Here is a 16,919-nt window from a genome sequence, read left to right as displayed (position 1 = left end):
TTTCAAAAATTTTCAACCTGTATGTAGGTGAAATATTTTACAAAGACCATTAGTCTACGATGAGCACTGTATCATCGCCTGGTTGCGGTGTAGTGGAAAAGTAAATCCCCATACGCACACCAATTACCGCTACGACCTCGTCAGATTGAGAAATCAGTAACGGCCAGCTATTTCGCTCATTCAAAGGAATCTTTTCATCTATAAAAAGGCGCGATAAACGCTTTGGCTTATCCATTCCTTTTAACAGCATTCGGTCTCCTTCCTTACGTGCCCTAATAGAGAGTGGAAGTGTAAGTTTATTAGCGTTAAAGTAAAAAAGATGTGCAGTATCCGTAAGCAATTCTGTTGCTAATTCAGATAGCTTAACGACAGCTAGACTTATACCATTTGTCAATATTGTCTTCCCATTAGCAGCTAAAACAAATCCATTTTCCGGATATATTTCACTTTCTAATGTGTCGCTTTTCTGAATCGTTAATTTGCCGTAACGGCGAACTGCTATAAAACCTTCTGGCAAGTGAATTTCAGCATACCCAGATGTTGTTTCACAAAGCTTTAAAAGCGAGGTTAAGATTGCATAACTTTGTAGCGTATTTGAATCTTTGTAAAGATAGTTTAATAGTATTAAAATGAGCCTCCTTTGTAAAGCAGGTGCTACCATTTCCAATGCTTCTATCTCCATACTATACATATTTTCATTGCATTTTTTGACTGTTTTTGAAAATATGTCTTGCGCAAGCGTCATTAAGAAAGCATCATCCTCTTGCAAATGCTTTGTAAAACGACTCGTCTGCTCTGCTACACGTGGGTTTTCTGCCTCTAGCAGTGGTACTACGTGGTGTCTAAAACGATTTCTTGCGTAGGAATCTTTCGTATTACTCGCATCTTCACGATAATTCAAGCCCTGCTCCTGTAAATATTCCCTTATTTCGGACTTTGTAACCGTTAAAAACGGACGAATTAATGATTTTCCTTCAAAAAAACGCTGCGGGCGAATGCCTTGCATGCTATTCATCGTGGCATTTTTCGTCAGGGCCATTAATACTGACTCCAGTTGGTCATCCGCATGATGTGCAGTTACAAGCTTGGTGGCCATCGTTTTATGTATGACTTCTCCAAAATAACGATAGCGCTCTCTGCGGCAAATCAACTGCGAGTTACCATTTTCCTGCGCTATAATTTCAGGAATTGGAATCGCCGTTGCATGCAAAATAATGCCGTATTGATCACAATACCTTTGCACAAAAGCTCTATCTTCGGCTGATGCCTCTCCTCTTAACATATGATCGACATGTACTGCCTCGATTTTAATGCCCCACTGTTCTTTGGTTGTCACAAAGTAATGCAGGAGTGCCATTGAATCTACACCACCCGAAACGGCGATGAGAAGATGATCGTCTTGCTGTAATAATTGCTCTTCATCAATAAATTGTTTAACCTTTAATTCAAATGACAAACGCTTCTCCTCCCCTTTTCGTTTTCTGTTAAGAAGATTTACTCATGGAATATTGAACCGGTTTAAAAACGGCCCAAGTTGGTACGACGTGGGTAACCTCTAACATCAATACAGTACAGTCATCCTCTATTTCGTAATATGTTTGGAAGGACTGCATAATGGTTGTTAATTTATCTTGTATTGTTTGATTAGTGCTGGCCACCTGCTGCGCAAAAGTTAAAAATGCTTCCTCCTGCTCATCCCAATCTGCGACACTTGAAAACAGACCATCTGAATGCATGAGAATCACATCGCCCGCTTTTAATTTTCTTTTTTCAGCCTCAACCGCCGATATCGACAAAAAGCCAACTGGCGCTGCGTTACTTTCAACTTTCAACACTTCTTTACCTCGTAAAATATAGGTGGACATACCTCCCGCTTTCCACGACCATAAATCACCATGTTGTAAATCGACAAGTGCAAAATCAAGTGTTGCATACATATCGTCCTGTTGCTTCAGTGACATCACATAATGCAAAGTATGCATCGCTGTCTCGGGATTCATATTAAAATTCAAGCATTCGCGCATTAAATGAATTAATTTTCTACTCTCATGCTGTGCTTCTTTACTCTGTCCCATACCATCGGACAATAAAACCGCAAACAAACCAGGATGCAATTGGAATAACGCATGAGAATCCCCAGAATATAATGTTGCATCTTTTGACATGCTATATATATCATACTCTACTTCAAAGCTAATAGCTGATCTAAAGCTTACTTGAATGTGACGAAATGGTACATCACACGCCACGACCTTTTCAATCTCAAATGGTTCATCGAAAGTATCATATAAAATCGGTAAAATCATACGTTCCGCTACTGTCGTATCCTCTTCCCAATCGACACGAGCAGGTGCGAGCGCACATACAATTTTTCTTGCGCCTGCCTTATTGCTTAGCACATCAAGTTGAAAACATTCTATATGCGCGTCCTTCAAGCGTTGAATAATATCCTTCTCCACACTGACGAAAGAAATTGTTTCTTCTTTCATTTCCGCAATTAACTGATTCAGGTGATTACTCATATCGCGTAGCTGGAGTGCAATCATCTTTTTGCCGTGGAAATACTGCCCATTAATTTTCTCTCGATAAAGTTCAGTATCCAATTCCTCGAATATTTTCGTTGATTTCACACATTTATAGCGTATTTGTTCTTCCACCCGGTGGATAGCCGATTCCTTCCCTACACCTTTCATATGGAACCAATCTGTCATAAGCTTGTCCATACCATTATTTTGCGCGCCCCAGCACCGATCATGGCGAAAACAACTTAAACATGTATTCATAGGCGATACTTCTTCTTTCGACGCTACAGGAGCCGTCATAAAACGTTCGAATACAAGTTCTTTCATGAAATGAACAAAGTGCTGAAAATGCTCTAGCTTAAATGTCACATGATCTGTTAACCAATGTTGCCTTGCTAATAGCACTTCTTCCCGTTGTGGAAAAAGCTTATTTCGCACTTTCTCGGAATAACTCTTCGGTATCACTAAGAAAAGAATACTGCCTATGGCAATGGAAGTGAAGTACACGCTATCTAGCGGTAAGGTCGCATCGTAAAATAAAAAAAACACACTAGGCAAAATACTACCTATTGCCACACCTATTCTCCCTGCACGCGCCCCCATACCTGCACACAGCCCTGTTAAGGTGGCCACCGATAGCATTCCAGTAAACGATAACTTGGCTACCCCAATAAGAGCGCCAAGTACTGCTCCGATTACGGTCGCTAGTGGTACACTTCCTACTAATGCGCCAAAACAAATGAATAACTGCAATAAGAATATTGGCAGCGAAAAATAGCTGATAACTACCGCTTGCATCCCTGTTAGCATGGCTGCAAATACTACTAATGCGGAGCCAAGTCTTTCATATGTCCAATGGCTTGTAAACCACTCATACGAGTTGACGAAAAGCCCTTGCATAAATAACGTCATAATGAGTGCTAATGCTACCTCGCAACCTACATAAAATTGCACAAGTACCGGTGGAAGCCCTTGATACATAATGCCCTGCCATAAAAATTGGACACTTAAAACAGCAAGAGAAACGGCAATGCTTTGGGGTAGCCGCCAATATCGAAAACGCATAATACATTCATACATGCCTATTTGTAATGCTAATATGAGGACTTGTCCAAAACCTAGGAAATAGCACCCTATTAGGCTTCCTAATAATACGAATTTCGCATATTCTTTATATTTACTGCGAATAATTGCCCAAAAAGGGACAGAGAAAGGTACAGCTGCTTCAAACACAACAGATTGAGCTAAAAAAAAGGCTGTGAAAAAAAATAGGGAACCTATAAGCAATTGCCTTTTTCTCGCCCCCGATTTTTGGTCGTCTACATTTGCTGCTTCATACCATTCAACACTAGTCATTCCATAATCCCCTTTCTACACTTTTTCGTTATTATAAGAAATTATGTGTGGAAAGATTGTCTGACGATGGCAAAAAAAAATATAAACATTTCGACGAATACATATGCATAAATACGATAAATGTCAGTAACTACTAAAAAAAGTGGGCTCCGGTGCAAATGACCATGATTAGTTTTCGCAATATTCCACTATTAACAGTATTTTATGGAGTTTACGTCTATTTACATGTTCATTTGAATACGAAGCATGTCCTTTTATATAACGCCAAAAAAGGTTTTTTCATTTTTATAAGATTTTTATTAAACTTTTTTCATAAAGGTGTTGACACTATACGCAATGGATTGTATTATTTAACTTGTCCTTAAAAAAAGACATGCGGAAGTAGTTCAGTGGTAGAACACCACCTTGCCAAGGTGGGGGTCGCGAGTTCGAACCTCGTCTTCCGCTCCAATCATATTTTGGCGGCCTAGCTCAGCTGGCTAGAGCGTACGGTTCATACCCGTAAGGTCGGGGGTTCGATCCCCTCGGCCGCCACCATATCGGCCCCTTGGTCAAGCGGTTAAGACACCGCCCTTTCACGGCGGTAACACGGGTTCGAATCCCGTAGGGGTCATACTTGCAAAAACGTCTCAGAAACATTTCTGAGACGTTTTTTTGTTGTTTGATGGTGCAATATAGAAGTGGTGGTCCTTTTAATATGACCATGCCCTAAAATTGTGGCATACTTATTGTAAAATGCACATGTTATTAGGAGGTTTACTTCTTTGGGTTCATTAACTAAAGCGGCTTTAACATGTGGGAGTGGCTCAATGATCATTCTCATATCGATACTTATTAACTTACCATTAGCAATACAATTTATTTTACTACTAATTGGTTTAATACTAAGCGTATACGGTGTGTACTTACTTGTAAAAATGGTGACTAATCCTGTGGAGAAGATACCCGAAGCACCACCAGAGCAACCCGTATCTGCTCCTAAGAAGAAAAAGGGACCTTCCTCCACATTATAGGTACACCCCCTATTGTCGAGTGAAAATAAATCGGTAATTTCCATTCTAGCCACTCCCTTTGTAGCCGGAACGACTCCGATGAACTTCTGCAATGAGTGACATCAGGCATCTCAAGCGGGAGAGGTCACCGTTCGTTTTTTAATTAAATTCTGCTCGACCAGCTTGCGTAATTTCAAATACATGAAATTACGTTTTTTTACGCCTGGTCTTTCACAACTAGCAATAATTGTGCAAATAAAAACAAAAAGATTAGCCTTTGTTATAAACAAAAGCTAATCTCCACTCTATTTAATACACTTTTTCTACGATTAAAACAGTCAGCAAACTACCCTCTTCTAGCCCCGCGACCACCACGTTTTGACTCAGTAGCACGTTTTAATGTTGCTAGACGTTCATCACTATCTTTTAAGAAACGTGCCATTTTTTGCTCAAAGTTTTCCTTCGGCTGATGGCGTTCGTTACGATCATTAGAACGATTGTCACGACGCGGACGTTGAGGACGCTCTGGTCTCTCAACTTGAGGCTTTGCTTTACGGATTGAAAGACCAATCTTTCCATCCGCTTCAACATTCATCACTTTTACTTCAACTTCATCTCCAACTTTTAGATGCTCATTGATATCTTTTACATAATTGTCAGCAACTTCACTGATGTGTACTAAGCCTGTTTTGCCGTCTGGCAGCTCAACGAATGCTCCAAAATTTGTGATTCCTGTTACTTTCCCTTGTACCTTGCTGCCTACTTCAATTGACATAAAAAAAATGCTCCTCCTTAAAAATTAAGCGACTCTTTCGAGCCATGTAATCAATTTAATCAAACTTTTTACTGCAATAAGTTTCTCTTTTCATTATATATAACTAAAAAAGTGTGTCAACAATACATAGCTTATCAGTTGTCTTTTTTATCTTCCTTGTCAGGAATGATGAAAATAATCTCACCTTCTTCAGATAAAAAGTACTCTTTACGTAATAGTTTGGCAATATACTCATCATCTTCTAATTGTTTAATTTTAAGATTGAGTGAGTCCTGCTCTTCTTTTACCTTCGCCAAATGCTGAGTTGCTTCTTGTTTTTGCTTTTCTTTTACTGCTAGCGTCTCAGACTGATGGACAAGGATATTTATGAGAAAGGCGATAATGACTACTGGCACAATCGCAAAAAAGACAATACGGCGCATCTTTCGTTTACGCGATTGCACTTTACGATTTATAGCTTTATCCGTGCTACGGACATAGTCATTATCAAGCTTGGTGTAGTTTTGCTGTTCATCATTTGATGAATGACGTCTAGTCATGCCCGCACCTCCGAAGTTATTGTTGTCTTTTATTATACTTGATATATCGAATTTTTTTTAATAAAGTGTAGGACAAATACGAATAAATTTTGACAAAAGGTCTTAAGACGAATGCCCCAATATTCATAAATAGTTGTAATATTTGTCGAATTATGGCGATTATTAATCGGACAATAAACCAAAACGGTCTCCATGTTATATTCACTATTACGCGTGCAACGAAACGTAAAAAGGATTGAAAAAAGGTTTGATATAAAAAAATACCGGCAATCTGCGCTAGCGGGTCATAAGCCCGCCATGCGCCATCTTTTAGCCAAAATAATAAATAATACGTTAACCCACCAAGTAGAATCCATGTTAAAAGTTCTAACATCATCATCCACTTGCGGAGGCTTGACCTTTTTGGAGTTGAAAAAACAATGAGCCTTACACTATCAATAATAAATCCAACTGCTATACCGCTCACAACCATGACTAATAGCTGAATGAATTGCTGGCTAACAATCATCCAAACAATTTATGAAGGAAACCTTTCGAGAAGCCACTTTCCTCCTCGTCGTACTGTAAAGTTTTTACAGTTCCTTCAAGCGTCAATAACCCTTTGTCAACATCTAAGTGAACGATATGCAGTTCCTCTCCACGAATCAATAAATGCCCTTGGGACGTCTTAATAAAAAACTCTTCCTGATCAAAGCGTTCAATTGATTTTACAGAAGTCATGTCCATTCTTTTACGATTACGAATCGTTAAAATATGCTCTCCAGATGGAATTGTGTAACGATTACTTTCTTGATGTAGCGTCATTTTTTTCCTCCTTTAGTCGTCCTAGCTTCTGTTCACTTTATGCGGACAACCTTCAAAGCATGACAAACTTTATGAAAGTTCTCATACTTTTATTAAGAAAAAAATGCACATCGTTATTTAAAGAGCCATAAAATCAATCTTCGTCATCGATAAATTCAGGCTCAACCTTTTCAAGTCGCTCTTCTTTTAATATTGTAAACATCTTCGCTGCATCTTCTTTTTTCACTGTATCGCGTAATTCTTCCACACGCGCTGTGACAATTTTCTGTCCAAAACGAATAGCTAGTACGTCACCAGCCTTCACACTACTACTAGCCTTTGCTACTTTATCATTAATGGTAATTCGACCTTGATCAGCTACTTCTTTTGCTAATGTACGTCGTTTAATTAAACGTGAAACTTTTAAATATTTATCTAATCGCATTTTATTACTCCTTTTCTAGCTGTTTAGCTTCATCCCAAAAAGCATCTAATTGTTCTAGTTTATAATTCGAAAATGACTTACCGCTAGCCTTCACCTTCGCTTCAACATAGCCAAAACGTCTTGCAAATTTTTCATTTGCATGTACCATTGCTTCTTCAGGTGATATCTTGTAAAAGCGCGCTAAATTAATGAGCGTAAATAATACATCGCCAAATTCATCGAGTTGGGTCTTGTTAGAACCTTTCGCCACTTCATGACGGAATTCCTGCCACTCCTCTGCAAACTTATCCCACGCGCCTTCTACATCAGGCCATTCAAAGCCAACTTTTGCAGCCCTGTTTTGATAGTTGAACGCCGTTTGTAGCGCAGAGGACGCACGATACTCCGCTTCTAATAAGGGCTTATCACTATTACCTTTCTCCTCAGCCTTAATCGCTTCCCAATTAGCTATCACACCGTCTGCATCTTCCACTGAAACATCGCCAAACACATGCGGATGACGGCGAATCATTTTTTCACTAACAGAAGCCAAAACATCCTCTAACGTAAAGTAGCCTTGATCTTCTCCGATTTGCGCATTTAAAAATACTTGTAATAACACATCCCCAAGCTCTTCAATCATCGCAAAATCATCTTCTGCATCGACAGCAGCCAAATATTCGTGTGCTTCTTCTAACAAATATTTCTTTAATGATTCATGCGTTTGTTTTTGATCCCATGGGCAACCATCTGGCCCTCGTAGCGTAGCTATGATTTGGCGGAAAGTTGTCCAATCACGTAACGCTTCCTCTTGCGATTTTACCGGAGGCACGTAAACGGTTGTTAAATTATTTACTTCAACGCTCTGATCGAGTTCATACAAAGGTACGGTTACAAGCTTCTCTTGTGAAGAACCTGCCGCTGTAACAACTGTTACTGGATATTCATCATCATATTTCTCCATTAACGTCAGCTTCACTTCCGATGCACTAAATGTATCATATACTTGTGCGATTAAAATGTGCTGTCGCATATTAATATCGTGCATCGAAAAGCTTGTACCATCTAGTAATTGAAAACCTTCAATTGGGTCGATTTTTAACGCCCCAAAAATAGGATCTAAAAAGCTTTGTCCACCTTCGATTACTAAATTGACCTTATTTTCTTCCGCCGCTTGAATGAGTAGTTGCACCGTTTGCTCTGCAACGAGCGGATGACCAGGTACTGCATACATCACATCCTCCGAATCAGTTGCTTCGATTAAGCGTTGTGCAATTTCTTCATACACTGGCTGGAATGTACCATGTTTTTCATATACAGCATCAAAGCTTTCATACTGTAAACCTTCGTTAGCTAGCTCTTCTAATACCGGATGATCAATCGTCCGAACAAATAGTTTTTTTGCTGCTTTTAATTTTTTATAAACGCCCATTTGTAACTGATCAAAATCACCAGCGCCAAGGCCAATTATTGTTAATGTATTCAAAAACTCCACCTACTTCTTTCTATTTAACCATAGTTGATAAACCGCCATTCTACGCCCAAAAGGCAGTAGATACCATTCTTTTTCTGCCAGTACGCGTAGCTTTGCAATGCTCGTAATCATCACAATTGCACCAACACAAACCGCACTAAAGCCTGCGACCACCGCAACCAACCGTTCCGATAATAAGCCATTTAATAAAGATGGGGTAAATTGTAGCCATAGCATGACGACCACAGCCATACATACTGATGAAATGCCTAGTTTTCGATAAAAGCTAGCAGGCGCCAACTGGATGCCCGTTATTTTTTTCAAATATAAAACGAGTGCTATAGCTGTGCATAGAAGCCCCACATTATTAGCAATGGCAGCACCTAACACCCCTAACGGTCCAATTGACCACACATTTAATACTACTTTTAGTAAAAAACCTATAGCTAAAAATAGCGCTGGCATTTTTAATTTCCCATAACCTTGCAAAATGGCTGTAAAAGTCAAAATAATAGATAACGGTACAATTTGTAAAACATATAACATCAGCACTTCGGATAGTGCATCTGTTTTAAATAACATAGCATTTATATAAGGCATGACGAGGATTAATCCGAGTGAAGCTGCCCAGCCAAATAATACAGAAGCTCTATATGTAAGCTGTATAAACGGCATTGCACTGCGTCCATTTGGCTTATTAGACATATGTGCAACAAGAGGCACTATGGCAAGGGATAAGGAGGATGCAATGACCACCCCTAGCTGTACTAATGGTTGTCCTCGATCATAAATACCCTTTGTTTCCTTAGCTAAAGTCTGATCTATTCCGCTATCAATAAGGATCGAATAGATGGTAAAAGAATCGACAAGCTGATAGCCAAGCAATAGCAAACTGCTCATGCTAACACTTAAACTGAGCAACGTCACCTCTTTTAACACAGGGAAACTCGCTATTCGTTGTTGTTGTTTACCGATAAATGAACCGAAACGTTTTCTAAAGAGATACGCTATTAATAACAAACCCGTAATTTCTCCAATAACCGTCCCGATAATCGCCATCTGACCGGCCCCGTATAGAGATTTTGTGGTGGCCATAATAATAAAAGTACCAGCCAAAATAACAGACACTCTTACTGTTTGCTCAAGCACCTGGGCATAAGCAATAGGCTCCATAATACCTCTCGATTGAAAGCCACCTTTAAAAATAGCAAGCGCTGGCATTACCAATACAATAAAAGATCCTGTACGTAGTAAAGGAGCAAGATTCGCATCACCCATCATTTTTGCCAGACTATCTGCTCCGGCAAATAGTACAACAAAAAATACGAACGACAGCATCGTTAAGTAGCGGAAAATAATGCGCATAATACTTCGTCGTTTCTGCGTACGTTCTCCCTCATCGACTACACAATCATTATCTGCCAGCATTTTTGAAATAGCTACCGCAAAACCACTTGATGTCCACACAACAAAAATGGATATTACCGGATATACTTGCTGGTAAATATAAAAACCTTCATCACCAACAAGATTTTGAAAAGGCACACGATAAATTGCGCTTAAAATCTTCACAATAAGAGCTGCAATAGTAAGTAATGCCGCACCCTTCATGTAACTTTTCATACCAAATCGTTCCGACATACATTGTCCTCTTTCCTTCATTTAACAATGCCAATAGTATAGCATACCTGAAAAGTGTGACGCTCACGTTAACACCGTCTTTGCTATATGTACAGCATTATGTAAACAAAAAAAGTTATTGTTTACCCTAAAAAGAGTCATGACAATAACTTTCGATGTGCATTAATTATTCATTTGTTTTGATAAGAAATTAGCAGCTGTTTCCACTACTTTTACTTCTACTTCACCAACAAAATGTACTTTTGATAGAACAATGATACAACCAATCGGATCACCATTCACCATGATTGGTGTTGCACAATACGATTTCACTTGCTCATATTGTCCAGGTACAATTTCAATTGTTGTTTCCATTTTCTCGATTTTTGTTGAACGCTCGTCCATAAAACCTTCCGCAAAAGATGTAATGCGGCGATTAATGTACTCTTTTTTGCCAATTCCTGCAACAGCGATTACTTCGTCTCGGTCTGTCACAAACGCTGGAGTGCCAAGCGTTTCATACAATGTTTCCACGTATTCACGTGCAAATTCTCCTAAATCATTGATTGGAGAATACTTTTTCAAAATGATTTCACCTTCACGGTCCGTATAAATTTCTAACGGGTCACCTTCGCGAATACGTAGCGTTCTACGAATTTCCTTCGGTATTACCACACGTCCTAAATCATCTATACGACGAACAATTCCTGTTGCTTTCATGCTAAACTGCCTCGCTTTCGTATTCATTAAAATTTTTCTACAACCACAGTATGGTTTTTCTTGAGACAATCTATGCAAAAAATGAACGAAAAGGATTATGAATCCAACATTAATTTTTTTGATAAAAATTTGTCTTTTCATACAATAAGGCTGAACTTGGTAATTTGTCAACAAGTTCAGCCTTTTTTCACATATTTTTTTTCGAATTTGCAATAATCTGCATTATTTCTTCTAAAATATCAAAATGATGGTATTTATTGCATTTTCGCTCATCAATTGTTAATATCAATTGTTTATTATCCATACCGAAGCCAACCGCTCGCTCAAATTTCATCGTCTCCGATACAATTTTACTGCCATCTACTTTTGCCGTCCCTTCTTCCGATAGCAAAATAGAAATAACCTTTTGCTTTTCTTTAATAGAAGTAACGCCCATTTCCAAGCCCCATACCTTCATCCGCGCAATGCGCAGTAAACGTTCTGTTTCAATCGGTAAATCGCCAAAACGGTCTTGTAGTTCTTCCATAATTTCTTCGTATTCATCGACTTGGTCCATCGCTTTTATGCGCTTATACATTTGAATTTTTTGGTATCCGTCTGGAATATACGCATCAGGAATATAGGCATCGACATTCAATAAAATTTCGATTTCTGGTTTTTCTTCTTTTTTCACGCCTGTTTGTCGCTCCGCAATGGCCTCTTCCAGCATTTGCGAGTATAAATCAAAGCCGACTGAATCGATAAAGCCATGTTGCTGTGCGCCTAATAAATTCCCGGCTCCACGAATTGATAAATCACGCATTGCAATTTTAAAACCAGATCCAAGCTCTGTGAATTCTTTAATAGCTTGTAGTCGTTGCTCTGCTACATCTGTAAGCACTTTATCCCGCTGATACATAAAGTAGGCGTAGGCAACTCGATTTGATCGACCAACACGACCTCGTAATTGATACAGCTGCGCTAAACCCATTCGATCTGCATCATGAACAATTAGCGTATTCACATTAGGAATATCTACACCTGTCTCGATAATTGTAGTCGTTACAAGGACGTCGTAATCCCCATCTATAAAAGCTAAAATAACCGATTCTAATTGTGATTCCGTCATTTTCCCGTGTGCATGTCCAATACGCGCTTCAGGAACAAGCATTTGAATCTCTTCCACTTTACGCGCCATGTCCTCTACTCGATTATATAAGTAGAATACTTGGCCACCACGCGCCATTTCGCGCTCAATTGCTTCGCGTACTAGTGCGCCACTATGTTCCATAACATACGTTTGTACTGGGAAACGGTTGGCAGGTGGCGTTTCAATAACCGATAAATCACGCACACCTACCATAGACATATGCAATGTTCTTGGAATCGGCGTAGCGGTTAACGTTAACACGTCCACATTCGTTTTCAGTTGCTTAATTTTTTCCTTATGTGTTACACCAAAACGCTGTTCTTCATCGACAATGAGTAGGCCAAGATCTTGGAACGTTAAATCTTTAGATAAAATTCGATGTGTCCCTATAACAATATCAACTTGCCCCTCTTTTAAGCCTTTTAATGTGGCAGTCTGTTCTTTTTTCGTACGGAAACGAGATAGTAAGCCGACATTAATAGCGTAGTCTTGGAAGCGCTCTTGAATGGTTTCGTAGTGTTGTTGGGCTAAAATAGTCGTCGGTACTAAAAAGGCAACTTGCTTGCCATCTTGAATCGCTTTAAAGGCAGCACGAATAGCCACCTCTGTTTTACCATAGCCTACGTCACCACATACTAGGCGATCCATCGGTCGTTCGCGCTCCATATCACGCTTTACTTCAACTATCGAGCGTAACTGATCTTCTGTTTCTTCATAAGGGAACGACGCTTCAAAATTACGTTGATCGTCATTATCGGGTGCAAAAGCATGCCCTTTTTCCGCTTCACGCTTGGCATATAGCTTTATTAAATCATCAGCAATATCTTGTACGGCAGAGGATACTTTCGCTTTTGCTTTTTTCCACTCTGCTCCGCCTAGTTTATGTAGCTTCGGTTCGCGATCTTCAGATGCCACATATTTTTGAATTAAATCAATTTGCTCCACTGGTACATATAACTTATCGTCCGCGCGATAGCGTATATGTAAGTAATCCTTATGCGTTCCATTGACCACCAAAGTTTCTACACCGATATATTTCCCAATCCCATGGTGCACATGCACGACATAGTCACCAGGTTTAATTTCTGTATAGCTTTTAATGCGCTCTGCATTGGTCATTTTTTGAGGCCGCGATTTTTTCTTTGCTTGCTGTTTAAATAATTCATCCTCTGTTACAACCGCCAAACGTTGTAAAGGTAATTCAAAGCCGCTTGATAAGCCGCCTTCCACAATATAAAGACCAACTTCAGTCGGTTCTCCGATTGTTGTATGGATGTCATACTCCTCGAGCATTTGCTGTACACGCTTCACGCGCTGTTGATCCCTGGCTACAATAAGCACTGTAAATTTACCAAGCTGCCATCGTTCCACTTCACTTTGTAATAACGCCATTTGTCCATGGAATTGCTGCATCGGCTTACATGAAAAATTAGTCGTCTTATTAAAGGTAATGCCTGAAAACGTACGTGAAAATAATGAGAAATATAGCTTCTGCTGTAAAAGCATTGCCAAAATTTCTTTGAGAGAAAACGCTGGCTTCACATCATGAACCATTTTCCCTTCCTCAATCAGTGATAAAAACCATTCTTCCTCTTCACGTTCCCACGCATCCATCACTTCTTGAATGCGTCCTAGCTCATCAAATAATATGATGCCATCCTGTGCAAAATAATCACCTAAAAAAGCCGTTTTATCATATAACAACGAGCCATATTTGTTAACAAAGTCAGGAAGATTCCCTTGTTGCAGCAATTCAATATCATATTGAATATGTTGGTAAAGCAGTTCCTTCGTTTCTTGCTTCTTAACCTTTTTCAAGCTAGTTGCCAGCGCTGTTTCTAAACGACCTGCCAAGGCCAGTCGTTCTTCTTTCGTCAAAATGACTTCTGAAGCCGGCAAAATACGAACCTTTTGCAATTTATCTATTGAACGCTGATCATCTGCAGAAAATGTACGAATCGAGTCTACTTCTGTATCAAATAGCTCAATACGAATTGGAGCCTCTAAGTACGGAGGGTAAATATCTAAAATACCTCCACGTAACGCAAATTCGCCAGGTGTCGTTACCATCGAGTTACGAACATACCCCATCGCAACAAGCGTTTGTAACCATTCCTCTATTTGTACTTCCTCACCTACTGCCGTTTGTAAAAAATAATGTACCCAATGCTCTTTCGGGGCCATCATTTTTCGTAAACCAGCAACTGGAATGATGTAAACAGCTTTTTCACCTCTCGCTAGGCAATCCAGCGTTGCGATGCGCTCTGCTCGAAGCTCTGGAGAGGCAACTGATAAGTCTGCCGCAATAAACTCATCTGCTGGGTAATAGTGAACATGTTCCTCACCTAACAACCCGACAAGCTCATCCGCCATCTTTTGTGCCTGTAATAAATTCGGTGACACAATATAAATAGGTTTTTGTACACGGTCAAATAACGCATCAACCAGTATTGGTCGTGCGCTCCCTGTTAAACCTGTAATAAGCTGAGATGCTGTATTGCCGCTCTGAATCTCCTGTAAAAATGAAGTGATATGTTTGTCCTGCGACACAAGCTGTCGTAAAACTTCCACAGTCAAAAGCTCCTTTCAGCGCGAAAATTGTAATTATTCAATGTGCTTCATACTATCAATCTAGTACATTCTTTCACATTTCAATTGTCTAATTATCAAGTTCACCTTTGTGTAATTGTCCTAGCCATTTCACTCTCGGTTCAGCAAATACTTACCGAGTATAAACTAGCTACTACTTTAAAAAATTTAAACGGAAAAAGCTTTGGACGCACACAAAGTGCGCCAAAGCATCTTTCCAATTATTGTATCCATTTATTGAGTGCGTGATAATCTGGATATTGTCTAAGCGAATCCTCACATTGCTCACAAATGCAGTGTACAGTCGTTTGCCCATGTTGATCCTTTTCAACATAATCATCTGCCTCACCTAATTCAAAAGTATGCAACTTTCGAATTGTATCATCTGCATCAAATGGTAGTGTTCCTATTTCTACTTCACAATGCCTACATCGATAGCGAATTGACATCTCCAAATCATCCTCCTTTAAGCAACTTTCTACTTAAAGTATAGACATTTTGGAAAAAGATTATGCACCATTAAAATGGTTCATCACGTCAAGAAATGGTTTGGAAAGAGACGCTTCTATTGCATTTACACTTTTATGAACAGCATCTGCCATGACCACATCTTCTTCTTTTGAAAACTTCGATAGCACATAATCCGCTACCTTCATACCAGCAGGTGGTCGACTTACGCCAATACGAATACGATTGAATTCCTGTGTTCCTAAATGCTGAATTAACGATTTAATGCCATTATGTCCACCAGCACTGCCTTTTTGACGCAAGCGTAATTTGCCAGTTTCTAAATCTAAATCATCATAAATCACAATTAAATCTTTTACATCAACATCAAAATAGTCCATGAGAGGTCTAACACATTCTCCTGATAAATTCATATATGTTAACGGCTTAACAAGTAGAACCTTTCCTTCTGGACGATGTACAGTGGCATACATGCCATTAAACTTTGAATTTGTTAATGGCGCATCCCACTTTTTAGCTAATGCATCTATAACATCAAAACCAATATTATGTCTCGTATGCTCATAAGGTTTACCTGGATTTCCTAAACCAACGATAATTTTCATAAGTACCTCACTTCTTTCAATCTAATAGTCATTATTTTACCATACTGCGCTCTAAGAAAACATTTCGTTCAATCCACTTTATGCACGAAAAAATTCTTCGCCATTTTGGACCATCGTTATTTTTAGCGCAAAAAAAGCTATCAAGTCGGTCTGTTACGACTTCCTCGATAGCTTTCCCTTCTAGCATCTATTTAACCTTATGATTCAACGCTTTCTTCCGCTTCTTCTTGCTCGTCTACTGAGGCAATTGGCGCTAAAATCGTTGCGATAATATGGTCATCTTCATTAACAATTTCAAAATCAACTTGATCGCGTATATCCGCTACCATAATCGATTCGCCAATTGCTAGTTTTGTAATATCAAGTTCTAGTGAATCTGGAATATCGGTAGGTTTAACTTTTATTTTAACTTCTAAATTCGGCTGCATTAAAATACCGCCTTCACTTACACCAACAGATTCGCCAGTAAGTGTTACTGCTACATCTACTTCTAACGTTTCGGACATATTAATTGCTAATAAATCCACATGATTCACTTCATCTTTCAGCGCACACTTTTGTACTTCTGAAACAACAACATTTACCCTTTCACCATCTAACTCCACCGGAATAACACCGTTACGTCCATTTTTTTGAACGAACTGTCTAAATTCTTTCGCTGAAATAGAAACTGGGGTTGAATCTAGTTTGTAGCCATAAATAACAGCAGGAATGGCTCCCCCTTTTCTAAGTTGGGTTAATGTCGAACGATGCCCAGTTTCGCGCTTATTTACACTTAACACTGTACTCATATCTATACCTTCCCCTTCCAAGAAAATGATTTATATCTTCCACAGAAATCCTTTTATAAAATCTATGAAATCTGCGAAGAGCTTTTATAATATTTACAGCTCATTGGTATAATAAACGTAAATATTAAGCAC

Annotated in this window: 15 protein-coding genes and 3 tRNA genes; 3 read left to right on the top strand and 15 right to left on the bottom strand. The window is 39.2% G+C overall.

Going from position 1 to position 16,919, the window contains the following annotated elements:
• Positions 1-49 precede the first annotated feature (49 nt).
• Positions 50-1,456, bottom strand: coding sequence for a tRNA lysidine(34) synthetase TilS (gene tilS, locus ACIQXI_RS21465; protein WP_402928478.1), 1,407 nt, complete (start codon positions 1,454-1,456; stop codon positions 50-52).
• A gap of 28 nt (positions 1,457-1,484) precedes the next feature.
• A complete protein-coding gene (locus ACIQXI_RS21460) occupies positions 1,485-3,878 on the bottom strand; it encodes a SpoIIE family protein phosphatase (protein ID WP_402928476.1) in 2,394 nt (797 codons plus the stop codon).
• Between the two features lie 375 nt (positions 3,879-4,253).
• Between ACIQXI_RS21460 and ACIQXI_RS21455 the strand changes: the two genes are divergently transcribed.
• The 3 genes from ACIQXI_RS21455 (at position 4,254) to ACIQXI_RS21445 (ending at position 4,491) form a co-directional block, all read left to right on the top strand.
• Positions 4,254-4,328 (top strand) — tRNA-Gly (locus ACIQXI_RS21455).
• Positions 4,329-4,338: 10 nt separating this feature from the next.
• A tRNA-Met gene (locus ACIQXI_RS21450) sits at positions 4,339-4,415 on the top strand.
• A 4-nt stretch (positions 4,416-4,419) separates the two neighbouring features.
• A tRNA-Glu gene (locus ACIQXI_RS21445) sits at positions 4,420-4,491 on the top strand.
• Here the strand turns inward: ACIQXI_RS21445 and ACIQXI_RS21440 are convergent.
• The 13 genes from ACIQXI_RS21440 to ACIQXI_RS21380 all read right to left on the bottom strand — a co-directional run bounded on the left by ACIQXI_RS21440 (position 4,489) and on the right by ACIQXI_RS21380 (position 16,787).
• The gene (locus ACIQXI_RS21440) at positions 4,489-4,935 is read right to left on the bottom strand and encodes a hypothetical protein (RefSeq protein WP_402928475.1); all 447 of its coding nucleotides are present in this window, start codon (positions 4,933-4,935) and stop codon (positions 4,489-4,491) included. The two genes, ACIQXI_RS21445 and ACIQXI_RS21440, sit on opposite strands and share 3 nt — an antisense overlap.
• A 281-nt stretch (positions 4,936-5,216) precedes the next feature.
• Positions 5,217-5,645 carry a S1 domain-containing RNA-binding protein gene (locus tag ACIQXI_RS21435; protein ID WP_219363866.1) on the bottom strand — a complete coding sequence of 143 codons (429 nt, stop codon included), beginning with the start codon at positions 5,643-5,645 and terminating at the stop codon, positions 5,217-5,219.
• Positions 5,646-5,779: 134 nt separating this feature from the next.
• On the bottom strand, positions 5,780-6,184 hold the full coding sequence (locus ACIQXI_RS21430) for an FtsB family cell division protein (protein ID WP_402928474.1): 405 nt from the start codon (positions 6,182-6,184) through the stop codon (positions 5,780-5,782).
• 16 nt (positions 6,185-6,200) lie between these two features.
• Positions 6,201-6,692 carry a spore cortex biosynthesis protein YabQ gene (gene yabQ / locus ACIQXI_RS21425; protein ID WP_402928473.1) on the bottom strand — a complete coding sequence of 164 codons (492 nt, stop codon included), beginning with the start codon at positions 6,690-6,692 and terminating at the stop codon, positions 6,201-6,203.
• Positions 6,689-6,988, bottom strand: a complete 300-nt coding sequence (gene yabP, locus ACIQXI_RS21420; protein ID WP_004229167.1) for a sporulation protein YabP — start codon at positions 6,986-6,988, stop codon at positions 6,689-6,691. Before yabP ends, yabQ begins: the two co-directional genes overlap by 4 nt.
• A 133-nt stretch (positions 6,989-7,121) precedes the next feature.
• Entirely contained in the window at positions 7,122-7,412 is a 291-nt protein-coding gene (locus ACIQXI_RS21415) for an RNA-binding S4 domain-containing protein (RefSeq protein ID WP_402928472.1), read from the bottom strand.
• A gap of 4 nt (positions 7,413-7,416) precedes the next feature.
• A complete protein-coding gene (gene yabN / locus ACIQXI_RS21410) occupies positions 7,417-8,877 on the bottom strand; it encodes a bifunctional methyltransferase/pyrophosphohydrolase YabN (protein ID WP_402928470.1) in 1,461 nt (486 codons plus the stop codon).
• Positions 8,878-8,886: 9 nt separating this feature from the next.
• Positions 8,887-10,506, bottom strand: coding sequence for a putative polysaccharide biosynthesis protein (locus ACIQXI_RS21405; protein ID WP_402928468.1), 1,620 nt, complete (start codon positions 10,504-10,506; stop codon positions 8,887-8,889).
• A 162-nt stretch (positions 10,507-10,668) separates the two neighbouring features.
• Positions 10,669-11,205 (bottom strand): stage V sporulation protein T, encoded by a 537-nt coding sequence (gene spoVT, locus ACIQXI_RS21400; RefSeq protein WP_024362596.1) that lies wholly within the window; start codon positions 11,203-11,205, stop codon positions 10,669-10,671.
• Between the two features lie 187 nt (positions 11,206-11,392).
• Positions 11,393-14,905, bottom strand: coding sequence for a transcription-repair coupling factor (gene mfd, locus ACIQXI_RS21395; RefSeq protein ID WP_402928467.1), 3,513 nt, complete (start codon positions 14,903-14,905; stop codon positions 11,393-11,395).
• A 239-nt stretch (positions 14,906-15,144) separates the two neighbouring features.
• Entirely contained in the window at positions 15,145-15,372 is a 228-nt protein-coding gene (locus ACIQXI_RS21390) for an anti-sigma-F factor Fin (protein WP_402928504.1), read from the bottom strand.
• A gap of 60 nt (positions 15,373-15,432) precedes the next feature.
• Positions 15,433-15,996 (bottom strand): aminoacyl-tRNA hydrolase, encoded by a 564-nt coding sequence (pth, locus tag ACIQXI_RS21385; RefSeq protein ID WP_402928464.1) that lies wholly within the window; start codon positions 15,994-15,996, stop codon positions 15,433-15,435.
• 197 nt (positions 15,997-16,193) lie between these two features.
• The gene (locus tag ACIQXI_RS21380; protein WP_402928462.1) at positions 16,194-16,787 is read right to left on the bottom strand and encodes a 50S ribosomal protein L25/general stress protein Ctc; all 594 of its coding nucleotides are present in this window, start codon (positions 16,785-16,787) and stop codon (positions 16,194-16,196) included.
• Positions 16,788-16,919: the final 132 nt, after the last annotated feature.

It is taken from the genome of Lysinibacillus sp. NPDC097195 (assembly GCF_044762075.1).
Taxonomy (GTDB): Bacteria; Bacillota; Bacilli; order Bacillales_A; family Planococcaceae; genus Lysinibacillus.
This window is presented reverse-complemented; position numbering and strand designations above follow the sequence as displayed.

Coding starts and splice junctions, on each gene's coding strand:
- ACIQXI_RS21460 (WP_402928476.1), bottom strand. CDS start 3,878: ATGACTAGTGTTGAATGGTATGAAGCAGCAAATGTAGACGACCAAAAA.
- ACIQXI_RS21430 (WP_402928474.1), bottom strand. CDS start 6,184: ATGACTAGACGTCATTCATCAAATGATGAACAGCAAAACTACACCAAG.
- spoVT (WP_024362596.1), bottom strand. CDS start 11,205: ATGAAAGCAACAGGAATTGTTCGTCGTATAGATGATTTAGGACGTGTG.
- ACIQXI_RS21380 (WP_402928462.1), bottom strand. CDS start 16,787: ATGAGTACAGTGTTAAGTGTAAATAAGCGCGAAACTGGGCATCGTTCG.
- yabQ (WP_402928473.1), bottom strand. CDS start 6,692: ATGATTGTTAGCCAGCAATTCATTCAGCTATTAGTCATGGTTGTGAGC.
- ACIQXI_RS21415 (WP_402928472.1), bottom strand. CDS start 7,412: ATGCGATTAGATAAATATTTAAAAGTTTCACGTTTAATTAAACGACGT.
- ACIQXI_RS21390 (WP_402928504.1), bottom strand. CDS start 15,372: ATGTCAATTCGCTATCGATGTAGGCATTGTGAAGTAGAAATAGGAACA.
- ACIQXI_RS21435 (WP_219363866.1), bottom strand. CDS start 5,645: ATGTCAATTGAAGTAGGCAGCAAGGTACAAGGGAAAGTAACAGGAATC.
- ACIQXI_RS21440 (WP_402928475.1), bottom strand. CDS start 4,935: ATGGAAATTACCGATTTATTTTCACTCGACAATAGGGGGTGTACCTAT.
- pth (WP_402928464.1), bottom strand. CDS start 15,996: ATGAAAATTATCGTTGGTTTAGGAAATCCAGGTAAACCTTATGAGCAT.
- yabP (WP_004229167.1), bottom strand. CDS start 6,988: ATGACGCTACATCAAGAAAGTAATCGTTACACAATTCCATCTGGAGAG.
- ACIQXI_RS21405 (WP_402928468.1), bottom strand. CDS start 10,506: ATGTCGGAACGATTTGGTATGAAAAGTTACATGAAGGGTGCGGCATTA.